Below are 26,266 nucleotides of genomic sequence, written 5' to 3'. Positions count from 1 at the left end.
AAATTATACTGGTTGATCATTAAAATATTTACGCTTAAACCAAAAAGCGACGTTTACAAGTGCAATCATTACAGGTACTTCCACTAACGGACCAATAACAGCTGCAAATGCTGCGCCTGAATGAATGCCAAACACACCAACTGCTACAGCAATTGCTAACTCAAAGTTATTACTACCTGCTGTAAATGCTAACGTTGTAGTCACCGGATAGTTTGCACCAATTTTTCTTCCCATAAAGAAAGAAACAAAAAACATGACAATAAAATAGATTAATAACGGAATCGCTATTCTTACAACATCTAGCGGCACGCTAACAATCATTTCCCCTTTTAAAGAGAACATAATGATGATTGTAAATAGTAATGCAAGTAATGTAAGTGGACTGATCTTCGGTATAAACACCTTTTCATACCATTCTCGTCCTTTTAACTTAACGAGTACAAATCGCGTCAACATACCTGCTATAAATGGAATTCCCAAATAGATAAACACGGATTTCGCTACTTCTGCCATTGTAATATCAATAATAGCCCCTTCAATTCCTAACCATTCTGGAATGACTGTTACAAACACGTATGCATAAACGGAGAAGAATAACATTTGAAATACTGAGTTAAAAGCCACTAAACCTGCAGCATACTCTTTATCCCCGTCTGCAAGGTCGTTCCAAACAATTACCATTGCAATACAACGTGCTAAACCAATCATTATGAGCCCGACCATATATTCTGGCTTATCAGGAAGAAAAATAATTGCTAAAACAAACATAAGTACAGGTCCAATAATCCAGTTTTGTACTAAAGATAAAACTAATACTTTTACGTCTTTAAATACTCGACCCATTTCCTCGTAACGAACCTTTGCTAATGGTGGATACATCATGACGATTAAACCGACAGCTAGCGGGATAGACGTTGTTCCAACTTGTAATGTATTCAGTCCATCTACTACACTAGGAAATACAAACCCTAAACCAATCCCAACAGCCATAGCTAGAAAAATCCATAGTGTTAAATATCGATCTAGAAAAGATAAACGTTTCATTTTATTTTCCATCTCCTATTAACAACAAGAATTTTGTTCTACTACGTTAGAAGTCGTGCAACAAGATGGCTCTTCAATTTTATGAACATCACTCTGTGCTTTTGTATAAAAGAATTCCCACTCGTTCCCATCAGGATCCGTTACCCAAAACTTATCTTGCACTGCATAGCAACAAGTTGTATCCATCTCATCACGTGCAAAGAAACCTTCTTTTTCTAATCTTTCTTTATGCAATGTAATCTCTTCAGCTGTATCCACTTGGAAACCGAAATGATTTACCTGATTTCCGTTCACTTCATCTCGTACGTTCAGCGTGAAATTAAGTCCTGGCGTCTCTAATAAAAATTTTGCATAATCCACTTTTACCTTAACTGGTGACACACCAAATACCTTTTCGTAAAATTCAATAGACTTCTCTAAATCCGTAACATTTATACCAACGTGAACATATCTCATAGCTTATTCCTCCTCTTTATATGATATTAATCAATTTTTTTTGATTAATAGTACAAAATTTTAACAACAGCTACCTTTACCTGTTTTTCTAAAAATACAACATAATTCTTCTGATAATAAATTGTTTACTTCCGCATCATTTAAATCATAATAGCTCCACGTACCTTTTGTTTCTTTTACAATTAAACCTGCATCTAATAAAATCTTTAAATGATAGGACAACTTAGATTGCGTCATTTCAAAAACCTCTGTTAAATCACATACACAAGTCTGGCCCCGCTGACAAAGCTCATACATAATCTCTAAACGCTTCTGATCAGCCAACGCTTTAAACTTTTTCTCATATAACTTAAAATCCTGTGCCACTGTAGTTCACTCTCCCTTCATCAATTTTTTTTGATATTTATAGTATATACGCAGATGAGTTTTATATGCAACTAGTTCATCAAGTTTTTTGATTTATAAAAACCTTCCTCGCATCCTATCTTTGTTACAATTAAAAAAGACCATAGCTTTTTCAAAAATGAAAAACTACGGTTCTTTTTACAACTGAATAGTTACAATATGTCCGAGGAATGGAGTCTCTATAACTGTTTTAAATTTTAATTTGACCATTTTAGAGTAGCGCCCCATCACCATCAAGCTAAGAAAAACAAATACCCCCAAATGAAAAAAATCGATATAACGCTTCGGCAAATAAAGATAACTCTTGTTTTTGGTGCATATTCATAAAAAGCACGTCATCCTTTCTCATTAACATAAGAGAATAGTAATGTGCTTTTAATTTCAAAAATAGACTAAATCCTTAAGTTGATGGTTGTGGGGCGGGACCCCAATAAGAACGGTATATAAGGTTGTATGAGAGGTGTTAGTTCCATTCCAAAGGCCTCACCCGACGATTAACTCAAGTACCGCTTTCGGATGACCCCCATGTGATGAAGTTCGTGTCCTGCGATACCGTACGCGAGGGCGCGCGCCGTAATGCTTAGGTCGTTGGCTGTGCCCTTGCGGGTCCACGCCTCCGCCGGTAGCCCGCGCAGCAATGTGATCGTTGATTGCCGTACGGCCCGGTAGTCTTCGGCCAATTGCTCGGTTGTCCAGCTTCCAAAAGGAGGCATGAACAATTCCTGATCGAAACCAGTCAGAGGCGTCTGGTCCCCTCTTGCGAACCGGAGCAGGCGGTAGGTCATGACACGTTCCGCATCTGCAATGTGGCCCACGACTTCTTTCAGCATCCATTTTCCTTCCGCATACCGATATGCGGCCTGGCTTTCAGTCAACGATGCCAGGAGTTCGGTCATTTGCTTTTCCTGGGCGAGCAAAATGTCGATGATGTTACCGTCCGGCACCAAACGGATATATTCGCCGGAGTTCCCGGCGTATTCTTCTTCTGACGGTCTTTGATTCATTCGTAGTCACCTCTTTATGTACATATAGAAAATTATAGCGCTCGTCTATGTATAATAAATTCGCGAAACGATAGAACTTCCCTTCTAATAATCGAGGATAAGCAACTATTTAGTTGGTCAGTCGCCACACTATCCTGATTCGTTAGCACAATAAAAATTATCTGTTATACAATATTTCGAAGTTATTAATATATAGGTAACACTTTCTTTTTTAATTTAAAGATGAATTTTCAATTATATTTTGAAATGAACCGGAGTAAAACACACTAGTCTAACTACTTTTTTATACAAAAAAGAATAGCGAAGATCCCTAGAATCTCTGCTATATCAATGATGTATAAAATCTTATATAAGTGATAGATAGACATAGAGACAAAAAATTTAGTAAAAACAAGGAGTCTATGAAAAACTTGCTACCGACAATAGGAAGTTATGTTAACCTCACATGTATAGAATATACAAGAAAAACACGATACATCACTTTTTATAAATGGTATAATAAGGAAAAAGAGAGGTGAAAAACTAATGGACGACTCTATGTTTGCGTTTCGAGTTGTTTTCAATGCACTAACATCATTCTTTTCCAACGGGGTCTGGGTCGTTTTGTTCTTCTTCTTGTTAAATAAAACGTATGAAAACAAAACTTTCAAAACAGCATCGAGTATTATTACTGTTGTTGTCTTAGTATTTTATTTGTTTTATTGCATTCGGAATAGCATGTAATGCCTTTCTTTGAATAAGGTAGGGAAATCCCCCAGTATCCAAGACTAAATTTTACCCATACATCATTTTTTGGATCTAGCTCTTGAAGATAAAAACTATTTAATTTTCAAGGAACAGTTATTAACTTAAAACTTATTATACGAGGAGAGTGTATCATGAAAAAAATATGCTTTGTATTAATTGTCGACGCTGGTATAAATTATGGTTCAATATTTTCTCTACCATTTTTAAGGAATCAGGATGATTTGAAGGAATATTTTTCTAAGTATTATGATGTTTCAATTAATTATATTAGGGATAAAAACTCAGTTGACTATTTGGTAGTCCCCAAACCGTGTCCACCTTTTGATAATGAAAATAATCTTCCAATAATTGAAGTACCAGCAATCTTATTTATGGAAAAGGATTTTGAAAAAATAAAGACTTATATAGACAATTATTTTTCTAATAACCCATAAAGAAAATAAAAGTACAGTAAAAAGAAGTCCAATAAAAAACGAGTGGCGTAGAATATTTCTATTAATCATTCGTTTTTTATTATATTTACATATATTTTTTAAAAGAGGATTATAGACGTTCTGAAAAAAATTAATTATAACAAGAACAGTGTTCGTACCCCAATAAGAGGGGTTTACTTTACTTCCAATAACGAGAATTATGTAAATAAGCTGTCCATGTGGACAGCTTATTGCTTTTTTGCTTAGAGTGCAAAATTCGCGTCTTGTTGGCGGTACCCCATTGCCATCAACCTAAGCTTTTGAGATACTCCCCATAACAAAATTCCCGCATCTTTACAGTTATTTATGAGAATTCAGCTCATTTTTTCGTTTTGGGGAACAATCAATTTCTTAAGTTGATGGGTATGTGATAATGCTTCCATTTGAACAAATTTTCCTTTTCCATACCGATCACACATCTTTTGTAGAGTAATAGTATCAGCATATCCCAGTTTAAGAGGTTACTTACAAAATATTTAAATTTTTTTTGCGAGAATCCTCCGAAATGTAATACGGACTTTAAATATTTTCATTTATAATTCTCTATTTGTCTATACTTTTCATACCGCTGTTGTATAAGCTCTTCCGAGGATAATAGTATCAATTTTTTTAGAGATGATTCGATTACAGATTCAATCATTTTTGCCTGTGATTTTATATCATTTTGTGCTCCACCTTTAATTTCAGGAATGATTTCATCAATAATTCCTAAATGTTTTAAATCTTTTGCTGAAATTTTCATATGTTCAGCAGCTTCTGGAGCATACTTAGCGTCCTTCCATAGGATAGATGCTGCTCCTTCTGGCGAAATTACCGAGTACCATGAATACTCTAACATATGGATATGGTTACCGACACTAATGCCAAGAGCTCCACCACTTGATGCCTCTCCAATTACAATACAAACAATTGGCACTTTAAGTGTAGTCATTTCAAATAGATTTCGAGCTATCGCTTCAGAAATTCCACGTTCTTCAGACCCTATCCCTGGATAGGCGCCTATTGTATCAATAAATGTAATAATAGGACGATTAAATTTATCAGCTTGTTTCATAAGCCTTAGCGCTTTTCTATAACCTTCTGGATGTGCCATTCCAAAATTTCTTTCTATACTTTCCTTTGTATTTCTACCTCTTTGATGACCAATAACCGTAACGGGCATTCCTTTAAATTTTGCAATACCACCTATCATTGCTTTATCATCACCATATAATCGATCACCATGAAGTTCGAGAAAGTTTGTAAACAATAAAGGTATATAGTCCAATGTCGTGGGTCGGTTACGTAGCCTTGCAATTTGAACTCGTTGAAAAGGTGTAATATTAGAATAAATTTTATCTTGCATTTTATTTAAACGTTTTTCTAATTCATGAATTTCTGACGATAAATCTACATTATTTTCTTTCATAATTTTCTTTAATTCATCAAATTTCTCTTTTAATTCAATAATAGGACGTTCAAAATGCAAACTCATTTTATCCTCCAAATGTTATGACTTACCTCACTCTAATCAAAAGGCTTAGAAATAGAATCAATAAATAATTCAAAACCATCCACAACTATTTTTTGTTCTGATTCTGATAAATTATTGAGAATACTTTGATAAAATGCAATGGATTGCTCTCTTAAGCAATTAACAGTTATGTGACCTTTTTCTGTGAGGTGCAGAAAAAGTTCTCTTCTATTTTTTTCATTTACTTCACGATAAATAAGCCCCTTTTTTACTAACTTATCTACCAATCTACTTACAGTTGAAGTCTCTAATCTAAGTTTATTGGATAGTTGCCAAACAGTTAATTTTTCCACCTCTAGTTCCTCTAACGCCATCATTTGAGAAGTTGGTAAAGGTTTTTCAAATGGTCCATTGGGCAAATTTTGAGATTCAAAAACCCCAGTTATTATAATCATTTTCTTAATATCTGTTCTTAGTTTTAAGGCATCTTCTCTTTTCAAAAAGGCCACCCTCCTACAACTAATGTATCATACATCAATTGTATTATACATGGATATGTTTTTTTCACAAGCTTAACGTAAGCCAATATTACAACATGGACGAGATATTTCTTCTTGTTAAAATGGTATAAGTGGATTGTTTTCTACAAATGGCAGAACATCAATTATGTATCAGGGGCCTTTATGAGGTACCGCTCATCGCAATCAAGCTAAGAAAATAAAACTACCCAAAAAGAGAAAAATAAGCTTCGATGCTATAAAAATACAAAATTTCCATTTAGGGGGTACTTTAAAATCTTAGCTTGATGGGTATGTGACTCTACCCCTATATGGTCTTTTGTGAGAGTGATGGCAATCTTACATGTCAGCACGAGCGTCGCCTTTGGTGGCAAGAAGTCCACTGGCGTTAGCCAGCTTGCCCCTTTAGAGGTAGGAGTGTCAATTCTTCTGTATATATTTGAAAAGATTGGCCTTTTTTCACCATAAAAAATCTCCAGGTAAATAACAAAAAAAGAGTCCATCATACCAGATGGACTCTTTTTTTGTTGTTTACCTAACTGTGATACTATCAGGTCCCTCTAAGGGCGATTTCTCTTTCTATACTGTCTTTCTCAATAATTTTACATAACGTACTGTAATTAAAATCATACCTATGGTAAATGCAACTATTGATACCAATAATATAGTAATAGATAATATATCTTGATCAACTAATTCTGTAGACTTGAATGGTAAAGACCATAAATATCCAAATCCCCACTTTGCTTCTGAAAAAAGAAATAAACCGATTAAAGATAGGATTATATTAACAAATGTAAAAGTGATAGATGTTTTTATAAATAAGAATAATAGGAGTTGCACTATTATAAGAGGAAATGTCGCAACAACAGAAATTAAAAATACTTTAATCATAAATTCTAAAGGAAATGGATCTGTAAAATCAAAATACATTCCTGATACATACAAGCTCATTAAAACTATTAAGTGTATTGCAGAAAATAATAACACACTAGATACAAATTTAGATAAAACAATTTTAAAATTAGTATTTGGAGATAGATGCATTATTTTCCAATTGGTTTTGTTTTCAAACTGACACAAGAAGGCTGTTACCATCCCTGAAATGACAGGGAGAAAAAAACCAACATAGAAAAAAGATATAAACATCCATACGCCCATCCATGAATTATCCAAACCGTGATTATACTCTCCTACCACGAATTTAGTATACATAATCATTGAATATATAATCGGACAAAGTGCTAAGATGAAAAATGTAATTTGTTGTGGGTGTTTTCTTATTTTTATCCAATCGGAATAAATTAAATTTATCATTTGAGATCTCCTTTGTTAGTTTTTATTATCTATTTTAATAAATAAGATGTATCCAATTCCTAAAATAAGAATAGTAATAGGAATTCCTGCTAGCATGTACCATTTATCGTATGACCATAACGTATTAAAAACATCTAGATTATTCACATAATTGATTGGAAAATATAAGATTTGATATGAAATAGGAAACCACCAAAGCTTAGTTGAGCTTAATATATCGCCGAAAAGATACGAAGCTAGAGCTAGTGCAACGATCACTGATTGATTCGATACATTAATGGATATAATGAACGCCAAAGCGCAAAATGGGATGCTAATAAGAAATGGATATAACGTAAAAACAAACACATGCTGCATGGAAACCATATCTAAAGAAATACCTAAACATGGAAGTAACAATACTGTACAAATCATATGTATTACGGTTGTAATAATAAGAGCAACCATAACAACAAGGAATTTATTTACATACACACTAAATTTCTGTACTGGATACGTAAATGTTCTTTTCCACGTAGAATTTTTATATTCGACATTGTTTACACTAGCTATAATAAACACAATAAAAAAGTTTAAGATGTATTTTAAAAGTTGCAAATTTATACCGAATATAGTTTCTAATTTAATAGTATGAGAATTACTATAGTAATTTAGTCCAGCAAATTCACCTAATGCAAGTATAATAGGTCCTAAGATAACCAAAAACCAAAAATGACTTTTTCTATATTTTATATACTCAGTGGCTAATACATTTCTCATACACTTACAGCACCTTGTTCAACAATATCTAAATATGCTTCCTCTAAATTTTGCTTTTTGGTTTGGAAAGATTGAATAAAAATCTGATTCGTTACTAATAGTTGTTGAATATCATTCAGTGATTTTTCATCGTTATATTCAATACTAAAGATGTTATTATTTACATTGAATGTATAATTGGATTGTTCAAGTAATTTATCAGTAAGAGTCATATTATTAACACTAATTTCAACAATATTTAATGATTGTTTATTTTGTAAAGAAGATAATAAACCTTGGTACTTTATTTCTCCATGATGAATAATCCCGATATGATCAGCCATTTGTTCCACTTCACTTAAAATATGACTTGAAAGGATTATGGTAGAATTAAACATTTTTGGAGCTTTTTTTATTAATTCTTTCACTTCATAAACTCCCTGTGGATCTAAGCCATTAGTAGGTTCATCTAATATTAATAATTCAGGGTTATTTATGAAAGCAGCAGCTAATCCTAAACGTTGTTTCATACCAAGAGAATATTTTTTAAAAGCACGATTTCGATCCTCATATAGTTTAAATAAATTCAAAAGTTCTTTTATATGTTCTTTATCATGAACATTTTTCATTTTAGAAGCAATTAACAAGTTTTCGTATCCGGATAAATGCTCGTAAAAGGTTGGAGCTTCAATTAATGAACCTGTTTTAGATAAGATTTCTATTCTATTCTTTTGTATATCCATTCCCAATACTTCTACAGTTCCCTCATCAGCCTCTATCAATCCTAAAATGATTTTAAAAAATGTAGATTTACCAGCGCCATTCGGGCCTAATAATCCAAATATTTCACCCTTTTTTATAGTTAAATCAATCCCTTTTAAAACATGTTTGTCTTTATATTTTTTATGCAAACCTTTAATGTTTAAAACTTGATTATTCATCATATCAACCACCTGACGTTAGAATTTTAAATCAATTACACGACTCTGGAGACACATCTCCGGCACCCGCTATTTTTTTCAATTCATCTTCATCGATTGCACCAATTAATTTTTTTGTATCAAATTCTTGATTACGTAATTTAGCTAATTTTTCATTTTTAGACATAGTAACCATCTTTTTAGAATGTTCAGGAAACAAATATTAGAGTACTTCAAATTTCATTAACAAAGATTGGTGACAGGTTTAGATGTTATAGAAGGTAATTTATGTTGCCTTCTATAACATCTAAACCTTTTTTATTCCTTTAATATAAAGCTGTCTGTTTAATCCATTGTAAGACGATTAAAGGCATCATTATTTTCTTGAAATCAACTGATAGCTGAATTTGCTCTTCTAACTCTCCATGTATGTGCAATTGCTTTTGTAAGGCTAACATACACTCTGTAGTTTGGTCCTGTAACTTTGGATACATAAATTCTTTTGAATGCTGAATGCTTTCGCTTTGGTTTATTATATATCCAATAGCTATAGGTCCTTTTTCTTCACCTATTCCAGCCTTAAATTCTTGAACATTGATGCCTTTTAAATGAATAAAATAATCATTATAAAAATCTATTGCATAAGCACCTGGGGTAGATATACCAGTTACAATATTCGGTTGAAAAACAAATAGAATAGGTGCCAAAGCTGTAAATATTTGATTGTGAAATGCTTCATATAGAATTTGTGCTAAAGTATTAATATGAATAAACGGTTGAGCTAGACTAATCGATTCTTTTTGGGATGCTTGTTTATTCAATTGCTGTTTGTAAACATGATATGGCAATACGTCTTGTTCATTTGAAAAGTTTTTTAAACGTTGATTATTTTTCCTACCAAGATCCAAATGATAATTTATATTGTTTATCATATCTATAGAACTTTTTGTCTCTAGCATCAGATTAACCACCTCCTTGCTGTTTGACTTTCTGTATCTAAAATATACGTGTTAATTTATGTTAATAACAATAAGTAAAATTCAGTTAAAAATATTTAAAATTATTGTTGTTTTTTTCTATATTATTTTACATGTTTTGTAATTCAGGAAAGTTTCTATAGGATTTAACCTTGTACAAATAAAAATATTGCTATTGTTGAAAATAAAATTAACTACTTAGTTTCGTTTAAAGCAAAGTTAATATAATAAAAAAAACAGGTGGAACTTACTTTCCGCCTGTTTTTTATCTATGGATTATTTAATAAGGGTATGTATTTGAAGGAAATCTTGAATATGGGGGGATTAATTAATCAGCACCTGGTTGATTGAGATGTCTTCTATACTAGTTTGTGCAGCTACATTTTGTGTAGTATCTGTACTAGTTATATTTTCAAATAAAGAAATACCGGATAACATAATAGCTGTAGTAAGAATGACATAAATTTTTTTGATTTTCATAATTCCAACCTCCAGTAGTAGTTGCTTTGTTAATTTAAATACTAATGGATGTCCTTTGTTACACGGAATTAGTAAAAAATTTTGATTTATAATTCCTTTTTTTATAAAAACAAGTTACCTATTTAACCAATTTTATTTGTGATTTATCTTATGTTAAATTATATTAATCCAATACCTACTATTACTGCAGAATCACATAGAGGGGATATTGCGGATATCATTACCAAGATCCTTGATTAATCTCCCTCTATCTATGTATTTTTAGTTTGTTTTAATTCGTCGAATTTTCAATTGATATTTTTAGATATTTTGCTGACATTTTATAAGCGCGATTATCAAAAAAATAGTCTCCTAGTTCATGAGCCAGTTCACTTACTAAAGGATATTGTTTCTTTTCTAAACCAATTTCAATTGCTTTTTGCATCTGTTTTTCATATCCATAATCATCTCCTCTTAATCTAGATATCTTCCCCTTCAATCCATATAGTTGAACATTAGCGTAAGGTACATCAAAAATTGATAATAAATCAAACGCTTCATCCATAAATTTATTAACAGTTTTCCAATCTTTAAATTCTATATGAATCTCTATTAAGCTTCGTAATGCGTATACCTTTTGATGTTTTTGTTCGAGAAACTCACTTAATTGCAAACATTCTTCATAGTACTTAATAGCATTAGTATAGTCTTTTAAACCTTGATAAATTTTCCCATAATTATACGAGATTATAGGTGAATACATAGAATCTCCTTTATCTTCCAACCTACTTTCTGCCTGCTGTAAGCATTCAAGAGCCCTGTCATATAATCCATCTAAATCATACAGTATTGCGAGCATTAACAAAGTATCTATTACTTTATTCTTTATATTAAATCTCAAAAATATTTTGTAAGCTTTCTGCGCATACAAACGACTAATGCTTTTATCTTTATACAGCGCTTTATTTACAAGACACAGATTATAATATACACTGGCGTGTTGAGTAGTTTCTTCTAGATCAAGTAAACTCTCTATCTTCACGTAGATTTCATGTGCAGCCATATAATCTTGTTTATTATAAAAATAATAACCTCGAGCCATTAAATAATATATATAATCTTCGGTATACTGGAGGTCTATTTGATTTGGAATAACTTGCACAGCCTGATTTACAATTGCTTCTACATATACTAAGTTATTATTTCGGGAATGATAGTATATTAAAACACCATAAGCCTTTAATAATAAAAGAATAGAGTCTATATCACGAACATACAGTTCTAAAGAAGATAAATCTTTTTCACTTATAATTTTATCATTTTTATACTTATTACATATTCCAAGGAGCATAGGTTCTATATCCCCATAATCTTCATCTACAAGAAAATTGTAATCAACTTCCATCTTTTTAGCGACCTTTTCTAAAAAAGAAACAGAAGGTTTAATTTGTCCATTTTCAATTCTGCTTAAATACGTTATAGAGCATATTTCTGATACTAATTCCCCTTGCGTAAATTCTTTATGTATACGGATTTGTCGAATACGTTCACCAATATTCATATTTCCACTCCTTTCTTCGAATAACCTGGTTTGATTATTTTAGGGCAATATAATAAGAATAACGCCTATATTATCTATCATAGTATGTGTATAGTTTTATGTTCAGAGAGGGAAATGTTATTAATACTTATTTGGATGCCCGATTTACTAATACCGGATTTTCCACCTTCTACTTATATTACTACATTATACCAATTTACTCATACTTACGCCTAACAAAATTTATCTTTTATACCTTCAGATCTTTAAAATAAAAGTCTTCTGTCTAAAAACGATAAAATAATTAAAGAACCTTATATGTTGCAGAAACTATCTCAAATCACGAAACATGTAAAACAATACAGAAAAAACTATAAAAAATTCACAATTTTTTAATTAAATTTTACTAATTGTTATTAACGGGGTACAGTCCCATCGCTATCAACCTAATAAAACAAAATACCCCCTAAAATTAAAAAATGAGCTGACTTCTCAAAATAAATAACTATAGAGAAAGAAAATTTTCATTTAGGGGGTACTTCAAAACCTTAGCTTGATGGTGATGGGGCGGGCTCCCACACAGTACGATTTTATTTCAAAGACACAACGATCTTACTACAAACTTTTTATTTATCTCACACTCTCATCCGATAGTATTACTATTTTTTATTACTAATGTTGCCGTTTCACTCGGATGGCTAAGAGGAAAATGATGGCCATATGGAACAAAATCAACCTTACCAAGATGCGATGGAGCAGAATAACCTCTGTCATAATCCCCCCAAATAATGTGAAGATTATACTTTGTTACTTCATTGAAATCACCTTGATCGTTTTTCAGTAGTAAACTGTTAAGCTGAACTGTAGTATTTAATATTCTAGGAGAAGTAAAACTGTTACTTATTTTTTCGATATAATGTTCAGGGATGCTCTCCATACTTTCAAACAAACCATTACTTAATAAATAACGCCCTATCAAATTAGTAGTTGCCAATTTTAATGTCCATTTGTTCATAAATTGGGGAACATTTAGCGATTTAGGATTTTTTTTAGCAATAGGCGGCTGAAGTAAAGTGATTGAATACTTCTTATCTATGTACTCTTGTACCAATGCTTCCAGAAGAATAAACGCACCGAATGAATGACCAATTAGATGTGCACCATTAGTAGCTTTCTCTAATAACTTTTTCACTACATTCAAATAGATATCTAGAAGATTTTTCTCTCGTTTAAAAGGAGAACGTCCCAAACCTGGAAGATCCAAGATCCATACAGGTTGACCAGTTTTTTCATGAAGCTCTTGTGCTAAAGGAAATAAATCCTCTCCATCACTCAATAAACCATGTAATAAAATAAACGGTTTATCCTCTCCTTGTAATTGGTAAAGGGTAATGTTATCACATAATGTTCGTTTAAATAAATGATTATGCTGGCCATTTTGATGCATCATTCGATAATCCAAATCAGCTACTACGGCAGGGAAAAATTTCATTACACTCGTCTCCTTAAACCAATCTCCTCCCATAATTTTTTTCGCTGAAACATTTGAAAATTTTCGTTTTGTAATAAAATTCAGTCCATCAGAAGGAATTTTTGTTATTTTACTTACTCCACTATTCATAATTGCTTTCATAAGTGGCATTGGGACAGAGATTTTTGGTGCCCTCATATTCATACTTTCCGACATAATACTTAATAATTCAGCAATGTTCTGATCGTGCTGTTTGTCTTCAACAAGTGTATATGTTTGTATAGTCGGTTGCTCCAATCTGAAAACCTGCACAATAAACTTCGCAAGCTCATCGTTTGAAATAAGTGGTAACCTATATCCCTTACCTCCAGGAATCACTGGCATGAGCCCTCTTCTCATACTCATCACAAGCAAACCTAATCCTGCTATCTGCTCTGTACTCCCTGTTTTACTACTACCGACTACAGTTGGCGGATTAATTACAGAAAGCGGATAACCTACTGCTGATGCCTGGTGACGGATATAAAGATCTGCTAAAAATTTTGTTCTCTCATATGGATTTTTTATTTTCAAATAATTGTTTCCTTCTTTAAACACATCAATTGCAATCTTGCTATTTTTATCATCAAAGGGACTCATATAACCTACAACATGAATAAATTGTTGCAAGCCCTTCAATTGATGAATGCTTTTAGCTAATTCACTAATATGTTTGGCGCCATTTAAAAATACGGAAGCTGCCTCTTTACTTGTCGCTTGAATATCCATGGGGCCTCCTGCGTGAATAATCACATCCGTTTTCAATACGCTCTCCTTATCTTCAGCACTTAGACCTAAATCTATTTTCGTCAAATCACCTTCAATAAAGTGCATAACTTCCTTTTTTAAGATGCCTCTTTCTTGAAAAAGGCGTGTTGCTTTACTTTTCGACCTCACTAAAAGAAGAATTTTAACATCCTCTTTGGCTAATTCTTTCACTAATTGTTTTCCAATAAAGCCTGTTCCACCAATTAAAAATACTGTTCTCATATAAAATCTCCTTTTTAGTACTATTCAGTACTAATTTGATGTAAAAAAAAAGCTTCTTTTATCGAAGCAATTTTAAAAAATGATCTGCTGTTTTCGTAATTACAGTTGCATCCTTCAATGTTTCTGAAATAAATAACGCTCCTTCAAGATTTGTAATAAAAAGTGATGCAACCTCATCAATATTAATCGTATTTCTGAATTCTCCATTCTCTACCCCTTGTTTAAGTAATAGAGAAACTTTCTTTTGTAATCCTGTAAAAAAAAGACCTATTTTTTCTTTTATTTGCGTGGCCTGTTTAGGACTTTGAATATAAAGAGTAATAAATGGACAGCTCCCCTTATACTCTCTCGACTGAACTCCTTGTGATAATTGCTTTAAAAACAGTTGGATACGATCTTCAACTAAAAATTGAGTCTGAGAAAGTACGTCATCAATTGCAGATTGATACATTTCAATCCAATAATCAACGACCCCTTCTAATAATACTTCCTTATTAGAAAAGTGATAATACACATTAGACTTTGAAACTTTGCTTACACGTACTAATTCATCCATACTTGTATAAGCAAACCCTTTTTCTAAAAATAATGTTGCAGCTACTTCAATCACACGTTTTTGATTCATTAATTTTACCTTTGTCATAACTAGAACTATACAGTACTAATTTAAATGTTGCAAGTATTTATGTTAATTTAGAAAAAAGTTTGATTAAAAAAGTTCCACTAACATTGATTTTACTGCAAAAAAATCTTAGCATCAGCGTTACGCAAAAAAGAAAAGGAGTGGATTCCCCCACTCCCTTTAACCATCTATCCTTGATTCCTCTGCACCTCTCTAAACTCTTCCTTCACCTTCTCTAACAGCCCTTCTTCCGTAATTAATCGATACGCTGTATGTGCTAGTGCTTTTGCGGATGTAATTAATGCTTTATCTCCTAATTCTGAACGTGCTGCTTCTCTAAATTCATTCGTATGCGCAATTAAATCGTCTGGACCGATTTTAATGTACGGATGAATGGTCGGTACGACTTGGCTTACGTTTCCTGCGTCTGTTGAGCCGATGCCAAATCTTTCTTTACGATTTACGTCTTCACCTTGTAATTCTAATTCTTCGGCTACGACGTCATTAAATGTTTTTGTTACGAGTAGTTCATCGATTTCATTTTGGAATTGATGAATTTTCACTTTCGTACCTGTTGCTAATGCTGCACCTTGTGCGACGTTTCTTACTTTCTCTGTTACTTCCGCACATCTTTTTCTCGTTGCTGCGCGGATGAAGAACCTTGCTGCGGCGTAGTCAGGAATAATATTAGGTGCTTTTCCGCCCTCAGTAATAACACCATGAATTCTCACATCTGATGGGAGTTGTTGGCGAAGTGCATTAATACTGTTATACAGCTGGATAATCGCATCTAATGCGTTAATTCCTTCTTCTGGTGAGGCTGCTGCATGAGCTGTTTTTCCGTAAAAATGAAAATCAAGTGGATCGACCGCAAGTGATGGACTCGTTGGAGCTGTTTTTCCGCTCGGATGAATCATAAGCGCCGCATCAATGTTTTTAAATAAGCCAGCTTTCACATAACTCGATTTTGCGCTACCATTTGGCCCACCCTCTTCTGCTGGTGTTCCGAACACGACAACTTCTCCGCCGATTTCCTCAAGCGTTTCTGATAACGCGATCGCTGCTGCAACGCTAATTGTGCCAATTAAATTGTGACCACATGCATGACCGAGTCCTGGTAAAGCGTCATACTCAGCTAAAAATGCAATGACTGGTCCTTGTTTCCCTGAACTTTTTCGCGCGATAAATCCTGTTTCATGCCCAGCTATATTGTGCTGCAACTGAAATCCTGCGCTTCCTAACAACAAACTTAACGTTCTTGATGCGTAAAATTCTTGGTTACCAATCTCCGGATTCGCATGAATATTATGACTTGTTTCTATGTACTTTTCCTTATTTCTTTCTATACTCTCTTCAATTGTTTTTCTTTGTGACGTTACTCCTGTCGCTCCCATTTTTCTTCCTCCTTTTATTTTCACGTAAAAAAGCCTCTTTCTAAAAGATAGAAAGAGGCTTCTGTATATACAGTCAAAATGAGCTTCTTTCTTATCTTTCAAGTTACCTTGCTGGAATTGGCACAGTATTCATAAAGAATCCGCTGCCGAGGTGTCATAGGGCCAGTCCCTCAACCTCTCGTGATAAGAATTTTCATAAAATTGTATTAAATTATTTTCATTCTAAGTTCATTCCAGGCAAAAGTCAAGGAATTCCTATCCGAATTTACCGAATATCTAAAAACCCTTTTAACACACCAATTGTTTCTGGTGCTTGCAGTCTTGCACATACGTACGGAAATTCCGTACTACCTTCAAACATCATTTGAGATGTGAGCGGTGCCCCTGCCCAAAAGATTTCATCATCGATTACGATAAACGGGAATGCTTTGTTTTGCCTTTGTAACTTTACATTTTTCAATGGAACTGGTCCATCACTATACACCGTTATTTGCGCATTTGTACGCATTAACGCTTGCCATACTCGCTTATCCACTTGTTTTGTGCTTGGAAGTGAAATAATAATTTTTCGTTTTGCAGCTAAAATATCTTTCAATAGCCCTTTCGGTTCTTCAAGATTCATTTCCATAAACCAGCGTAAACGTTTCGAAATTTTTCGTTCCCACAATTGTCTTGATGTCGTACGATCATACACATCTCCGTGACGTTCTATATGAGCCGTTAATTGTGATAACGCTTGTTTTCTCGAAAGGTTTTTACGCATATAATGGCAATCTGATAATTGAATGAACTTCCCTCTCGCTCTCGTTACGGCTACATTGACGAGGCGATGGTTTTTATGGTCAAAGAATAACACACCAGGTCGTTCTTGCGGATAACTATCCACCGTATCAAATATCATCATATCTCTTTCAGAACCTTGAAACTTATGAACCGTTGCTGCTAAAACTGGTATGTTTTGATATTTCGTTCTCTGCAACATTTCTCTAATAAACGTTGATAAAAAGCGGGATTGTGCCCTGTAAGGTGTAACAACACCGATCGATTGAACACCATCTAACAGTCCAATTAACATCATTTGCATCGCTACTAAACCAGACATAATGTTAAAACGAGAACCTGAAGCAGCGTCTTTTAACGAAAAGGCTCCCATTAAGCTCGTATCAAATAAAACACTTGCCTCATTTGCGAACGGTTGCAATCGCGCAAGTTCTTTACGCTCTGAAACAGACGGATGATCATATACTCTATTTTTATAAATAAATGAATTTGTAAACTTCGATATATCCGCATGCATACGTCTTTGTTCCTGCAGCATAAAGAGGTTCGGATGTGCTTCTGATTTATTGACAGACTCAACAATCCCGGCATGGTAAAACATATCTTCCCCGAGCCATTTTCGAACGAGTTCATGGTTCGCCATCGCGATTGGAGGTAACTGTAAAAAGTCACCACAAACGACAATACGTTTTCCAAGTGAAGCAGCTAATGCAATTTGCGGAACATATGCCATACTCACTTCATCTACGACAACTAAATCAAATGTACGCTCATAAATAAGGGAATCAATGGCACATTTCGATAAAGTTGCGCCGATTACTTTCGCGTTTTCAATGTATTCTTTTTCTACTTCTTTAATTTTCGCTTTTTGCTTTCGAAGATCATTTTCAATCTCTTGTATACGCTTCTTATCAGCAGAAGTCGCTTTATATGATAAAATCTTTTCACGAAGATCTTGTCGTGTCTCTTCTAAATAGAGTCTTTCTTCTCCCCAAGATCCGTTCGTCGTTTCAACTAGCTTCGACGTAAGTAATGTTTCATGATTTCGTATATGTTCATGTTGACTATAACCGTAACGAACAATTTCGCCAGGTGTCCATTTCTTTTTCTTCTCAATTTGCTTCGTTACTTCGCTCATTAATACGTCTACTGCCGCATTACTATGAGCTAATACAAGTACCGATTTTCCTTTTTGATAATGAGCCGAAATAATACGTGATAAATTGTAAGACTTCCCTGTTCCAGGCGGTCCCCACACGTACGTTGTCGGATTGTAAAACGAACGATACGCCAATTCATTTTTCGGATTTTTCATCTTCTCAATATGTTTCGGACTGCTCGTCCCATCAACAAGACGCTTTATACGATTACGTTTTAACTTATCTTTATGTGCCTCTTTCAATCGCTCTTGTAGTTGCTCTAACAATTGCCACGGTTCACTGTATAAAACAGCTTCTCGTATTTCACCTTGTATATAATCATTTAATTTCAGTTCTATTTCTAATCCATGTACAGATAATACTTCTCCTGTCGCTTCCTCACCATCAAACTCAATTCGAATTGGTGAACCTTCAGGTAAGCTTACTTCCGAAATAAGCTGAAATACGTATACTGTACTTTCATAATCTGTATATAAAAAACGACCGTTCATAATAGAAATTTTACTACCACCTATCGTTTTCCAATGTTTAATTTCATACGCTAATGCATAATGCCACTCTTTCATCGTTGCCGATAATGAAGGAGTTTGAGTAGGTGTATTCATCGTATAATCTCCTTCCTTCTCCCCAAACATACTTTCTCACTATACCATAAAACACGCTAAAATTTGTAAGGTTTTTATCTTGCTTATTTTCTTAATTTTCAATAACATATTGTATATAATTTTCAGAAAGAAGGGATCTACATGCCAGTTAGAAGAATTGAACACGTCGGTCTTATGGTCGCAAACTTAGAAACATCTATTTCATTTTATGAAGTAGTAGTTGGCTTACAGCTCATTAAACGTATGGGTCACCCGAATCCCGACTTAAAACTCGCTTTTTTAGGTGTGGAAGAATCGAAGGAAACGATACTTGAATTAATTGAAGGCTACAACTCTTCTCTTCCGGCAGAAGGAAAAGTACATCACATTTGCTTTAAAGTGGATTCATTAGAGGATGAAATCGAAAGACTAAAGAAACAAAAAGTAACCTTTCTACTAGGAGAAGAAATTGAAACATTACCAGATGGAACACGTTACATATTCTTCGCTGGTCCTGACGGAGAATGGATTGAGTTTTTTGAAACGGAGAGATAAAGTGAGACTTTAGTCAGCCTACAATTAGCGGGATAATAAATTTATTATCAACATAAGGAGTAGAAACTGATGAATACAGTTTTTATTATCGTTTTTTGGATACTTATGCTCTTTCCAATCCTTTACGTAATCAAGATAAAGCATTGGAATTTAAAAGTAGCTGCCTTATTTGTTGGAAGAATTCTATTAAGTATTATCTTTTTCATAAATGGAATTGTGTTAGGACTGCAACGAAATTGGGCAGAGCCTCCCTATGGAACAGAATGGGATGTCTTTATAAATTCTTTATTACACGGTAAAACTGATGCACTTATACACTTATACACTTATTACTTCTAATTATTATTGTCACATTCGACTTAATAATCTTATTTTATTATAGAAATAAAAAAATTAGGGTGTTTCCCTATTTCTTTCATCTTGGCTCATATTAATGCGTGGGAAACAACATAATTGATTATATGCCAAAACAAAGACAAAAACGGACCTGTTATCAGGTCTTTTCTTGCTTTTTCTGTTACACTCCTGTAAAAACAACATAAGTCAAACAAAATTCGCTATACATGTTACAAAATTATATTTTCTTTCATATTTTGCAACATGTATAGACAGATATAATAGAACTTTATCAATTTTATTGGATAAACATGGGCAGATAAATAAGCCACACTATTAAATTCGAATACGAATAATTATATTAAGTTTCAAAAAAGGAGATGAATTATTTTGAGGTCATATTTCCCAAAATCATTTTCAACCTCAAAGCAGAAAAGAGACTGCCGTAGAATTTTCCCTGCTTTTCCAGCTTAATTCCCTCCTGTTCTCCATATAATATATCTACCTTGATTCAATTTATGTTTTAAATTGTTATTTTTCATATAATCTTTCTCCACCTCGATCAAGCTAACAAAAGTACATTTCATCTTACTTTCTCATTATATAGACTATACCAATTTCTCTTCTCACTTAATGGTTTCGTTTATGTTAAAAAAATAGAGCCTCAGGGACGAAATCCTGAGACTCTATTTTTATTTTAAAAAGGATAGCATGATTTTCTCTGTTTCTTCTTTACTTAAATCACCTGCAAGAATTAAGACTTGATAAGCGCTATTCTTTCCTTTTGCAGGAACAATCATTTGCATTACTTTATAGGTTTCCTCTGTATCAAGACTTTCAACTAAGGTTATTTTTGTACCTTCTAATTCATAATTTGTTACCTTTTCATTATACTCCGCTCTTTTATTCGAGAATTCTTTTCCCTCATCAGTAACTGCAGATTGGTGCACAATATATACATTATCTTTACTTTGATTTTGATATTCATAAATAAAATCGGGATTCATTTTTCCAGTAGTCTTCGGTGTTGTAACACCTTCTCCAGTTAATTTAAACCCTTTTACCACATAACTTGGGGCATTAATTGGAAAATCAACATATTTCTGTGCTTCCTTTTTAGTTAATCTAAATTCCGAAGTAATTTTCTGTCTAAATGGTCCAATTTCTTCACTGTTTTTCTGATATTTTTTTTGTTCTTCTGAATCTAACTTTTCAGGACTTCCTACTAACTTTACTTTTTTACCCAAAGTATATGCTTCTGTTTCTAAATCAATAAATCGTTCAAATTCTTCTTTTGTAAACAGATTTCGTGCCAAACCAACTTCTTTAAGTAAAGTATTATACTCTCCCTCTGAAACAAAAAATTCTGCATCTGCCCGTTCTTTTGTACCAATCATTTTTTCTACAATTTTCTGTATAGGAATATCGGTTTGTGTTTTTAATTCTTTCATATTATTTTTCACTTCTATTTGTTGTTTCTCAGGGTTAGTCGGCTTATCAGCACGGGCGTTTAATAAGGATACAGATGAAACTGCAATAACTGCCACAGCCCCTATCGCAGACCAACGATATGATTTTTTTGGGAATTTTTTAATCATTAGAATTCTCCTTTTTAACGCTCTCTTGTTTTCACTAAAATTTGCTATACTTGGTACTTGATAATAACTTGAGTAGTGTTCCAATAGACTAATAATAGTATGTCCATACGCAATTCGCTCCTCTGCATCTATACATGTAAGAGCTAATGCATCGCATGCTAGTTCTTGATCTTCCCGCATACATGAGTAGGCATACCATAGAATGGGATTAAACCAATTTAAAATTAGTAAGCCATGCATAAGCCAGTTCACACCAACATCTCTTCGCTTGATGTGAGCTAATTCATGATGAAAAATATATCGTAACTGTTGCTCATCTAATATTTTCATATGTACAGTTGACAATAGCAACTTGGGACGAATAAATCCAAACACTGTTGGACTGGAAACCTTTCCAGATACAAATAGAGGGATATTCCGTTGAATAGACATAGATTGCTTACACTTTTCAAAAAGCTGGACAATCTTCTCGTCTGTAATAACAGGTTGTTTTTTTATGTAAAGTAATAAACGCCTGTTCATTATAAAAGTAGCAACACTTAAAAGGATAACACCAGTAAGCCAAATGTATATACAAATTGTATAGAACGGAATTGGCTCACCATCCTGCTTTTTATTCATGCCTGTTTGTGTCTTATTTGTCTGAACAGTTTTTGTTGAACTTGAGGTATAAGTATCTTCTTTTGTGAGAACCTTTGTATCGTCTATACCTTTTAATTCTTGCGTACTCTCTTTTGTAAGAAACTTAGCTACAGGATTTCCCCTAGAAATGAATGCATCATCATTCTTGTAAGTAAGAACAGAATAGATACTATAGGAACTATCTGGCGACCAAGGTAATACAAGTCTTATAATTAATATGATCCATAGCATATATTGCCAACGTGGCGTTAACTTATTTCTAAACAAGACCTTGATACACAAGATTAGGCCCACTAATATACTAGCCATAATGGAAGTCTCAATCATCCAATCAAAAAAAGCAGGTAGATAGATATTTACAAATTTTTCTATCACTATAATCTATCCTTCCTCTGATTTTCCTCAGTTTTCTCATCCAGAATACGTTTAAGTTCGTTAATATCTTCTGAAGACAGCTTTTCTTCTTTTAAGAAATTTACAAGTAAAGGTTTAAATGCTGCACCATAGAAACGTTTAAGCAAAGATTTTGTTTCTACTTGTAAATAACTATCTTGCGATACCAAAGGATAATAAGCGTACATACGCCCTTTATCTTGATGGTAAGCAACTGCTTCTTTGTGAACTAATCGATTAATTAGTGTTCGAATCGTTTTGGGTTTCCAATCCATTTTCTTCTCTAACTCTTCAATCACTTCATTTGCGGTTTGTGGAGATTTTGACCACAGTACTTTCATTACTTCTAACTCAGCTTCTGAAATTTTAGGTAATTCTTTCATTAGTTTAAATTACACCTCCGTCGGATTACATTTGTAATCCGTAACTGAATATTACACTTGTAATCTTGCATTGTCAATCTTATTTTATATTTTGAAATCCTTTCCTATGCCCATCAACATAAGGACGAAAAAAATTAACATAAGTATAGAACTTCATGTCCTCCTAATGAGACAAAAAAGTAGATGCTTCATAAATATTTTTTGTTACTAATATAAAATTGAATTTTAATTTCACACTTAATTAGTATATTCCGTTTTTAAAAAGTACCCATTTTCTTGTCCATATATCGAGACAAGAAAATGGGTACTAAATGCAATGTATCTGTAGATAATTCAGCATTTTACACTATAAAATAAGTTCCTACTTTCATGTCTTTTTACTCCCCTTTTTTGTTGTACAAGGACATGAAACTCCAAACTATTTAGACTAGAAATTCTAAAATAAAATCAGCGTTTTTAAATATAAAAGACCCAAAACAATAACAATTAGTTTTAGGTCTTTTTAAGTATTTCTGATCCAATTCTTAAATTATTAAGTCGAAAATATTGAACGATCTATAGTTAAAAATTATATACTTATTACTTCTCTTTCGGAAGTACAATTCTTTTATATAATTGAACTGTAATCAAGTAGTAAATCGAGTAAATCACTACAAAAATAACAAGTGGTAACCAAATGCGAGAGTACGGATCGATTAAAAGAGGGCTAAACATGTTCATACCAACTAATATATGAGTAATCCCCACAATTGCTGGGAATAAGAATATGAAGAATAATTCTTTATAAATTGATTTTGTTAATAATTCTCGGCGGACACCAATTTTATGAAGCATTTGATAACGTGTTACATCTTTTGATGCTCCCGACAGAACTTTAAACATTAAACAACTTGCCATCATTGCTAAGAATGCAATTCCAACGAAGAAACCCATAAACATTATTCCGCTGGCAAAACCATGACTCATATTATATGTTTGATACTTACTATGCAATTCTTCTGCGTTCACATTTTTATATTTCGCTATCTGTAATTCATCAAGTTTTTTCCATTCTTTTATGTATGCTCCAAAATCATCTGTTTTCCCAATGAACACAGTACTTTCTTTACCCTTCATACCATCGTATATTTTTTGGTCTACAATTTTTATTTCATAATCAGGATTCACATATTCTGGCTGAATCGTTCTGAAAGCCTGGATCCATTGTTTTGTGTCCGTCTCTCCTTTAACCCATTTTATTGAAAAGGCACCAATTGGTAATCCCTCTGAAACTTTCTCTTTTTTCAAACCTTGTATAAAAGGGCGATTTTTCTCTAAATCTTCTTTTAGATAATAAACATACTTATCATCCACTTTGTAATGATATTCAAGTTTTTCTTGAAATAAGATACCACCCAAAATTGTCTTTTCTTCCGCTGTTGGATTATGAATGACTGAATCGTAAATTCTTATTTGATCTGTCATTTTTAGGATGTTGTTTTTAAATGCCATACCACAAGCAATTCCACCAGCACCAAGAGCCACTAAGATTGCTACTGTTGCAAGCACATTTGTTAGACCATTAATGCGGAAATTTAATTGTGCAAAAGTAAAAGCATTGAGGCCTTTTTCACTACGTTTTTTATTACTCTTTAGCTTGTTAATCATAACTGGGAGAAGTGATCCAAATATTAGGTAAGTACCAACGGTTGCTGAGATTAATCCAACGGCCATTAATCCCAAAACAATTAGCGAATTTGCATATGACATATAAATCAGTGATGCATAACCAATACCTAATAAAAGAATACCAAGAAATGCAATTACAACGGTCATTTTTCCTTTTATGGCAACACGTTCTGTTTGTTCATCTGCATGTACAAGTTGCAGTACAGAAATACGAGATAATTTAATACTATTCATAATTGCCGATAATACAAATAGTGCAAAGAAGAAGACGCAAGTAATAGCTATAGATGGCAGATAAAGTGCTTTATAACCTTCGCCAGCAAACTCGAGTTGTTTCATTAATAGCTGACCGATACCTTCTGCAAGTCCAACACCAATTGTAATTCCAATCAAAAGAGATGTGGCACCTAATATAATTGTTTCGATAAACATAAGTAAGGTAACTTTATGCTTTTTTGCTCCTAACATCATATACATACCAAATTCTTTTTGACGAAGAGCTGATAAGAAAGAGTTTGCATATAAAATATAGAAAAATGTGATAACCGCTAACAAAAAGGAACCAATTTTAAATACAGACACAATATCCCTAATAGAAGAGTTAGATTCAAGGAACGTTTTATTGGATGCTAGCGTTTGAAACATATAAAAAGTTGAAATAGAGACAATAAGACCAACAAGTAAAACAATGTAATCTTGCAACTTACTTTTTAGGCCTGACATAGAAAGCTTAAATAACATGATTGAACTTCCTTCCTTACGCTTTTTGTGTGCCCAAGTTTGCAAGCACGTCTAAAATTTCTTTATAGAATTCTTCACGGGTACCACCGCGATGAAGTTCTTTATATAACTCACCATCTTGAATGAATAAAATACGCTGGCAGTAACTTGCGCTGTAAGGATCATGCGTAACCATCATTATGGATACACCTTGCTCTTTATTTAGGCTTGTCATGGCATCAAGTAAACTCGTTGCATTTTTGGAATCTAGAGCTCCAGTTGGCTCGTCCCCTAAAATAATAGCAGGTTCATGCACTAACGCACGTGCTGCTGCAGAACGCTGCTTTTGTCCACCAGATACTTCAGAAGGATACTTTTGAAGTATTGCTGTAATGCCTAACATATCAGCTACTTTTTCTACTTTCTTTCCAATATTACGAGATGAAACACCTTGAAGGGAAAGTGGTAGTGCAATATTTTCATATATAGATAAATTCTCTAATAAGTTAAAGTCCTGGAAAATGAATCCTAATTTTTGCGAACGGAAATCAGAAAGCTCACCTTGCTTCATTTTCGTAATATCCGTACCTGCAATTTCAACAATACCGCCCGTTGCTGTATCTAACGTTGAAATTACATTTAATAATGTTGTTTTACCAGAACCAGAAGGCCCCATAATACCAACAAACTCTCCCTCTTGAATCGAGAATGATACACCTTTTAACGCGTGTGATTGATTCTCACCTTTTTTACCGTACAATTTTTGAATGTTTTTTACATCTACAACTGGTTTTATCATATATATCCTCCTACGTTTGTTTTTTCTATTTCATTACAATAAGCTACTATTTTTATTTGCTACTAAAAAAATAGTCATGTT

The 26,266-nt window shown here is 33.3% G+C and carries 23 protein-coding genes, 2 pseudogenes and 1 riboswitch; of the genes and pseudogenes, 4 read left to right on the top strand and 21 right to left on the bottom strand.

Annotation, left to right across the window (positions count from 1 at the left end; all coding sequences use genetic code 11):
• Window positions 1-3 precede the first annotated feature (3 nt).
• The 4 genes from arsB to AC1Q8N_RS00605 all read right to left on the bottom strand — a co-directional run bounded on the left by arsB (window position 4) and on the right by AC1Q8N_RS00605 (window position 2,909).
• Complete coding sequence (gene arsB, locus AC1Q8N_RS00620; protein WP_098080522.1) at window positions 4-1,044, bottom strand: ACR3 family arsenite efflux transporter; 1,041 nt, start codon at window positions 1,042-1,044, stop codon at window positions 4-6.
• 18 nt (window positions 1,045-1,062) lie between these two features.
• Window positions 1,063-1,500 carry an ArsI/CadI family heavy metal resistance metalloenzyme gene (locus tag AC1Q8N_RS00615; protein WP_048543677.1) on the bottom strand — a complete coding sequence of 146 codons (438 nt, stop codon included), beginning with the start codon at window positions 1,498-1,500 and terminating at the stop codon, window positions 1,063-1,065.
• Window positions 1,501-1,560: 60 nt separating this feature from the next.
• Window positions 1,561-1,866 (bottom strand): arsenical resistance operon transcriptional regulator ArsR, encoded by a 306-nt coding sequence (arsR, locus tag AC1Q8N_RS00610; protein ID WP_048543675.1) that lies wholly within the window; start codon window positions 1,864-1,866, stop codon window positions 1,561-1,563.
• A gap of 533 nt (window positions 1,867-2,399) precedes the next feature.
• A complete protein-coding gene (locus AC1Q8N_RS00605; RefSeq protein WP_493520992.1) occupies window positions 2,400-2,909 on the bottom strand; it encodes a DinB family protein in 510 nt (169 codons plus the stop codon).
• 525 nt (window positions 2,910-3,434) lie between these two features.
• Between AC1Q8N_RS00605 and AC1Q8N_RS00600 the strand changes: the two genes are divergently transcribed.
• Entirely contained in the window at window positions 3,435-3,632 is a 198-nt protein-coding gene (locus AC1Q8N_RS00600) for a hypothetical protein (protein ID WP_002096482.1), read from the top strand.
• A gap of 155 nt (window positions 3,633-3,787) precedes the next feature.
• Window positions 3,788-4,090, top strand: a complete 303-nt coding sequence (locus AC1Q8N_RS00595) for a hypothetical protein (RefSeq protein ID WP_000717613.1) — start codon at window positions 3,788-3,790, stop codon at window positions 4,088-4,090.
• A gap of 568 nt (window positions 4,091-4,658) precedes the next feature.
• Here AC1Q8N_RS00595 and AC1Q8N_RS00590 read toward each other — a convergent pair.
• From AC1Q8N_RS00590 to AC1Q8N_RS00530, 13 genes and pseudogenes are all read right to left on the bottom strand, one after another.
• Window positions 4,659-5,603 (bottom strand): acetyl-CoA carboxylase carboxyltransferase subunit alpha, encoded by a 945-nt coding sequence (locus AC1Q8N_RS00590; protein ID WP_000052085.1) that lies wholly within the window; start codon window positions 5,601-5,603, stop codon window positions 4,659-4,661.
• 32 nt (window positions 5,604-5,635) lie between these two features.
• Window positions 5,636-6,082, bottom strand: a complete 447-nt coding sequence (locus tag AC1Q8N_RS00585; protein WP_000817661.1) for a MarR family winged helix-turn-helix transcriptional regulator — start codon at window positions 6,080-6,082, stop codon at window positions 5,636-5,638.
• 597 nt (window positions 6,083-6,679) lie between these two features.
• Window positions 6,680-7,417, bottom strand: coding sequence for an ABC transporter permease (locus tag AC1Q8N_RS00580; protein WP_000609080.1), 738 nt, complete (start codon window positions 7,415-7,417; stop codon window positions 6,680-6,682).
• 15 nt (window positions 7,418-7,432) lie between these two features.
• Window positions 7,433-8,176: an ABC transporter permease gene (locus tag AC1Q8N_RS00575; protein ID WP_098080010.1), complete on the bottom strand. Its 744-nt coding sequence runs from the start codon at window positions 8,174-8,176 to the stop codon at window positions 7,433-7,435.
• Window positions 8,173-9,099 carry an ABC transporter ATP-binding protein gene (locus tag AC1Q8N_RS00570; protein WP_002160127.1) on the bottom strand — a complete coding sequence of 309 codons (927 nt, stop codon included), beginning with the start codon at window positions 9,097-9,099 and terminating at the stop codon, window positions 8,173-8,175. Before AC1Q8N_RS00570 ends, AC1Q8N_RS00575 begins: the two co-directional genes overlap by 4 nt.
• A gap of 37 nt (window positions 9,100-9,136) precedes the next feature.
• A pseudogene (locus tag AC1Q8N_RS00565) lies at window positions 9,137-9,262 on the bottom strand (class II lanthipeptide, LchA2/BrtA2 family); the annotation flags it as partial.
• Between the two features lie 139 nt (window positions 9,263-9,401).
• Window positions 9,402-10,034 (bottom strand): hypothetical protein, encoded by a 633-nt coding sequence (locus tag AC1Q8N_RS00560; RefSeq protein ID WP_098847499.1) that lies wholly within the window; start codon window positions 10,032-10,034, stop codon window positions 9,402-9,404.
• 342 nt (window positions 10,035-10,376) lie between these two features.
• Entirely contained in the window at window positions 10,377-10,532 is a 156-nt protein-coding gene (locus AC1Q8N_RS00555) for a hypothetical protein (RefSeq protein WP_000694268.1), read from the bottom strand.
• Between the two features lie 271 nt (window positions 10,533-10,803).
• Window positions 10,804-12,072 (bottom strand): helix-turn-helix domain-containing protein, encoded by a 1,269-nt coding sequence (locus tag AC1Q8N_RS00550; protein WP_001020458.1) that lies wholly within the window; start codon window positions 12,070-12,072, stop codon window positions 10,804-10,806.
• A 622-nt stretch (window positions 12,073-12,694) separates the two neighbouring features.
• Complete coding sequence (locus AC1Q8N_RS00545) at window positions 12,695-14,551, bottom strand: alpha/beta fold hydrolase (protein WP_493520991.1); 1,857 nt, start codon at window positions 14,549-14,551, stop codon at window positions 12,695-12,697.
• Window positions 14,552-14,609: 58 nt separating this feature from the next.
• Entirely contained in the window at window positions 14,610-15,176 is a 567-nt protein-coding gene (locus tag AC1Q8N_RS00540; RefSeq protein WP_063259541.1) for a TetR/AcrR family transcriptional regulator, read from the bottom strand.
• A gap of 185 nt (window positions 15,177-15,361) precedes the next feature.
• Window positions 15,362-16,567 carry a M20 family metallopeptidase gene (locus AC1Q8N_RS00535; protein WP_098080014.1) on the bottom strand — a complete coding sequence of 402 codons (1,206 nt, stop codon included), beginning with the start codon at window positions 16,565-16,567 and terminating at the stop codon, window positions 15,362-15,364.
• A gap of 88 nt (window positions 16,568-16,655) precedes the next feature.
• Window positions 16,656-16,757, bottom strand: a riboswitch (SAM riboswitch).
• Between the two features lie 75 nt (window positions 16,758-16,832).
• Window positions 16,833-19,142, bottom strand: a complete 2,310-nt coding sequence (locus AC1Q8N_RS00530; protein WP_493520990.1) for an AAA domain-containing protein — start codon at window positions 19,140-19,142, stop codon at window positions 16,833-16,835.
• Between the two features lie 111 nt (window positions 19,143-19,253).
• On the opposite strand from AC1Q8N_RS00530, the gene AC1Q8N_RS00525 reads away from it, so the two are divergent.
• Together AC1Q8N_RS00525 and AC1Q8N_RS00520 are read left to right on the top strand one after the other, a co-directional pair.
• Window positions 19,254-19,646 carry a VOC family protein gene (locus AC1Q8N_RS00525; RefSeq protein WP_048543654.1) on the top strand — a complete coding sequence of 131 codons (393 nt, stop codon included), beginning with the start codon at window positions 19,254-19,256 and terminating at the stop codon, window positions 19,644-19,646.
• A 69-nt stretch (window positions 19,647-19,715) separates the two neighbouring features.
• A pseudogene (locus AC1Q8N_RS00520) lies at window positions 19,716-20,080 on the top strand (hypothetical protein).
• Between the two features lie 594 nt (window positions 20,081-20,674).
• On the opposite strand, the gene AC1Q8N_RS00515 reads toward AC1Q8N_RS00520, so the two are convergent.
• The 4 genes from AC1Q8N_RS00515 to AC1Q8N_RS00500 all read right to left on the bottom strand — a co-directional run bounded on the left by AC1Q8N_RS00515 (window position 20,675) and on the right by AC1Q8N_RS00500 (window position 26,185).
• Entirely contained in the window at window positions 20,675-22,597 is a 1,923-nt protein-coding gene (locus AC1Q8N_RS00515; protein WP_493520989.1) for a M56 family metallopeptidase, read from the bottom strand.
• Window positions 22,597-22,998: a BlaI/MecI/CopY family transcriptional regulator gene (locus tag AC1Q8N_RS00510; protein ID WP_000661426.1), complete on the bottom strand. Its 402-nt coding sequence runs from the start codon at window positions 22,996-22,998 to the stop codon at window positions 22,597-22,599. The genes AC1Q8N_RS00515 and AC1Q8N_RS00510 overlap by 1 nt, the downstream gene beginning before the upstream one ends.
• Window positions 22,999-23,577: 579 nt before the next feature.
• A complete protein-coding gene (locus AC1Q8N_RS00505; RefSeq protein ID WP_000897827.1) occupies window positions 23,578-25,407 on the bottom strand; it encodes an FtsX-like permease family protein in 1,830 nt (609 codons plus the stop codon).
• A gap of 16 nt (window positions 25,408-25,423) precedes the next feature.
• The gene (locus AC1Q8N_RS00500) at window positions 25,424-26,185 is read right to left on the bottom strand and encodes an ABC transporter ATP-binding protein (RefSeq protein ID WP_000595171.1); all 762 of its coding nucleotides are present in this window, start codon (window positions 26,183-26,185) and stop codon (window positions 25,424-25,426) included.
• Between the last annotated feature and the right edge of the window lie 81 nt (window positions 26,186-26,266).

It is taken from the genome of Bacillus sp. GW823-FHT06B01 (assembly GCF_058952315.1).
The sequence above is the reverse complement of the archived record's forward strand: the minus strand, read 5'-3'. Positions and strand labels throughout refer to the sequence as shown.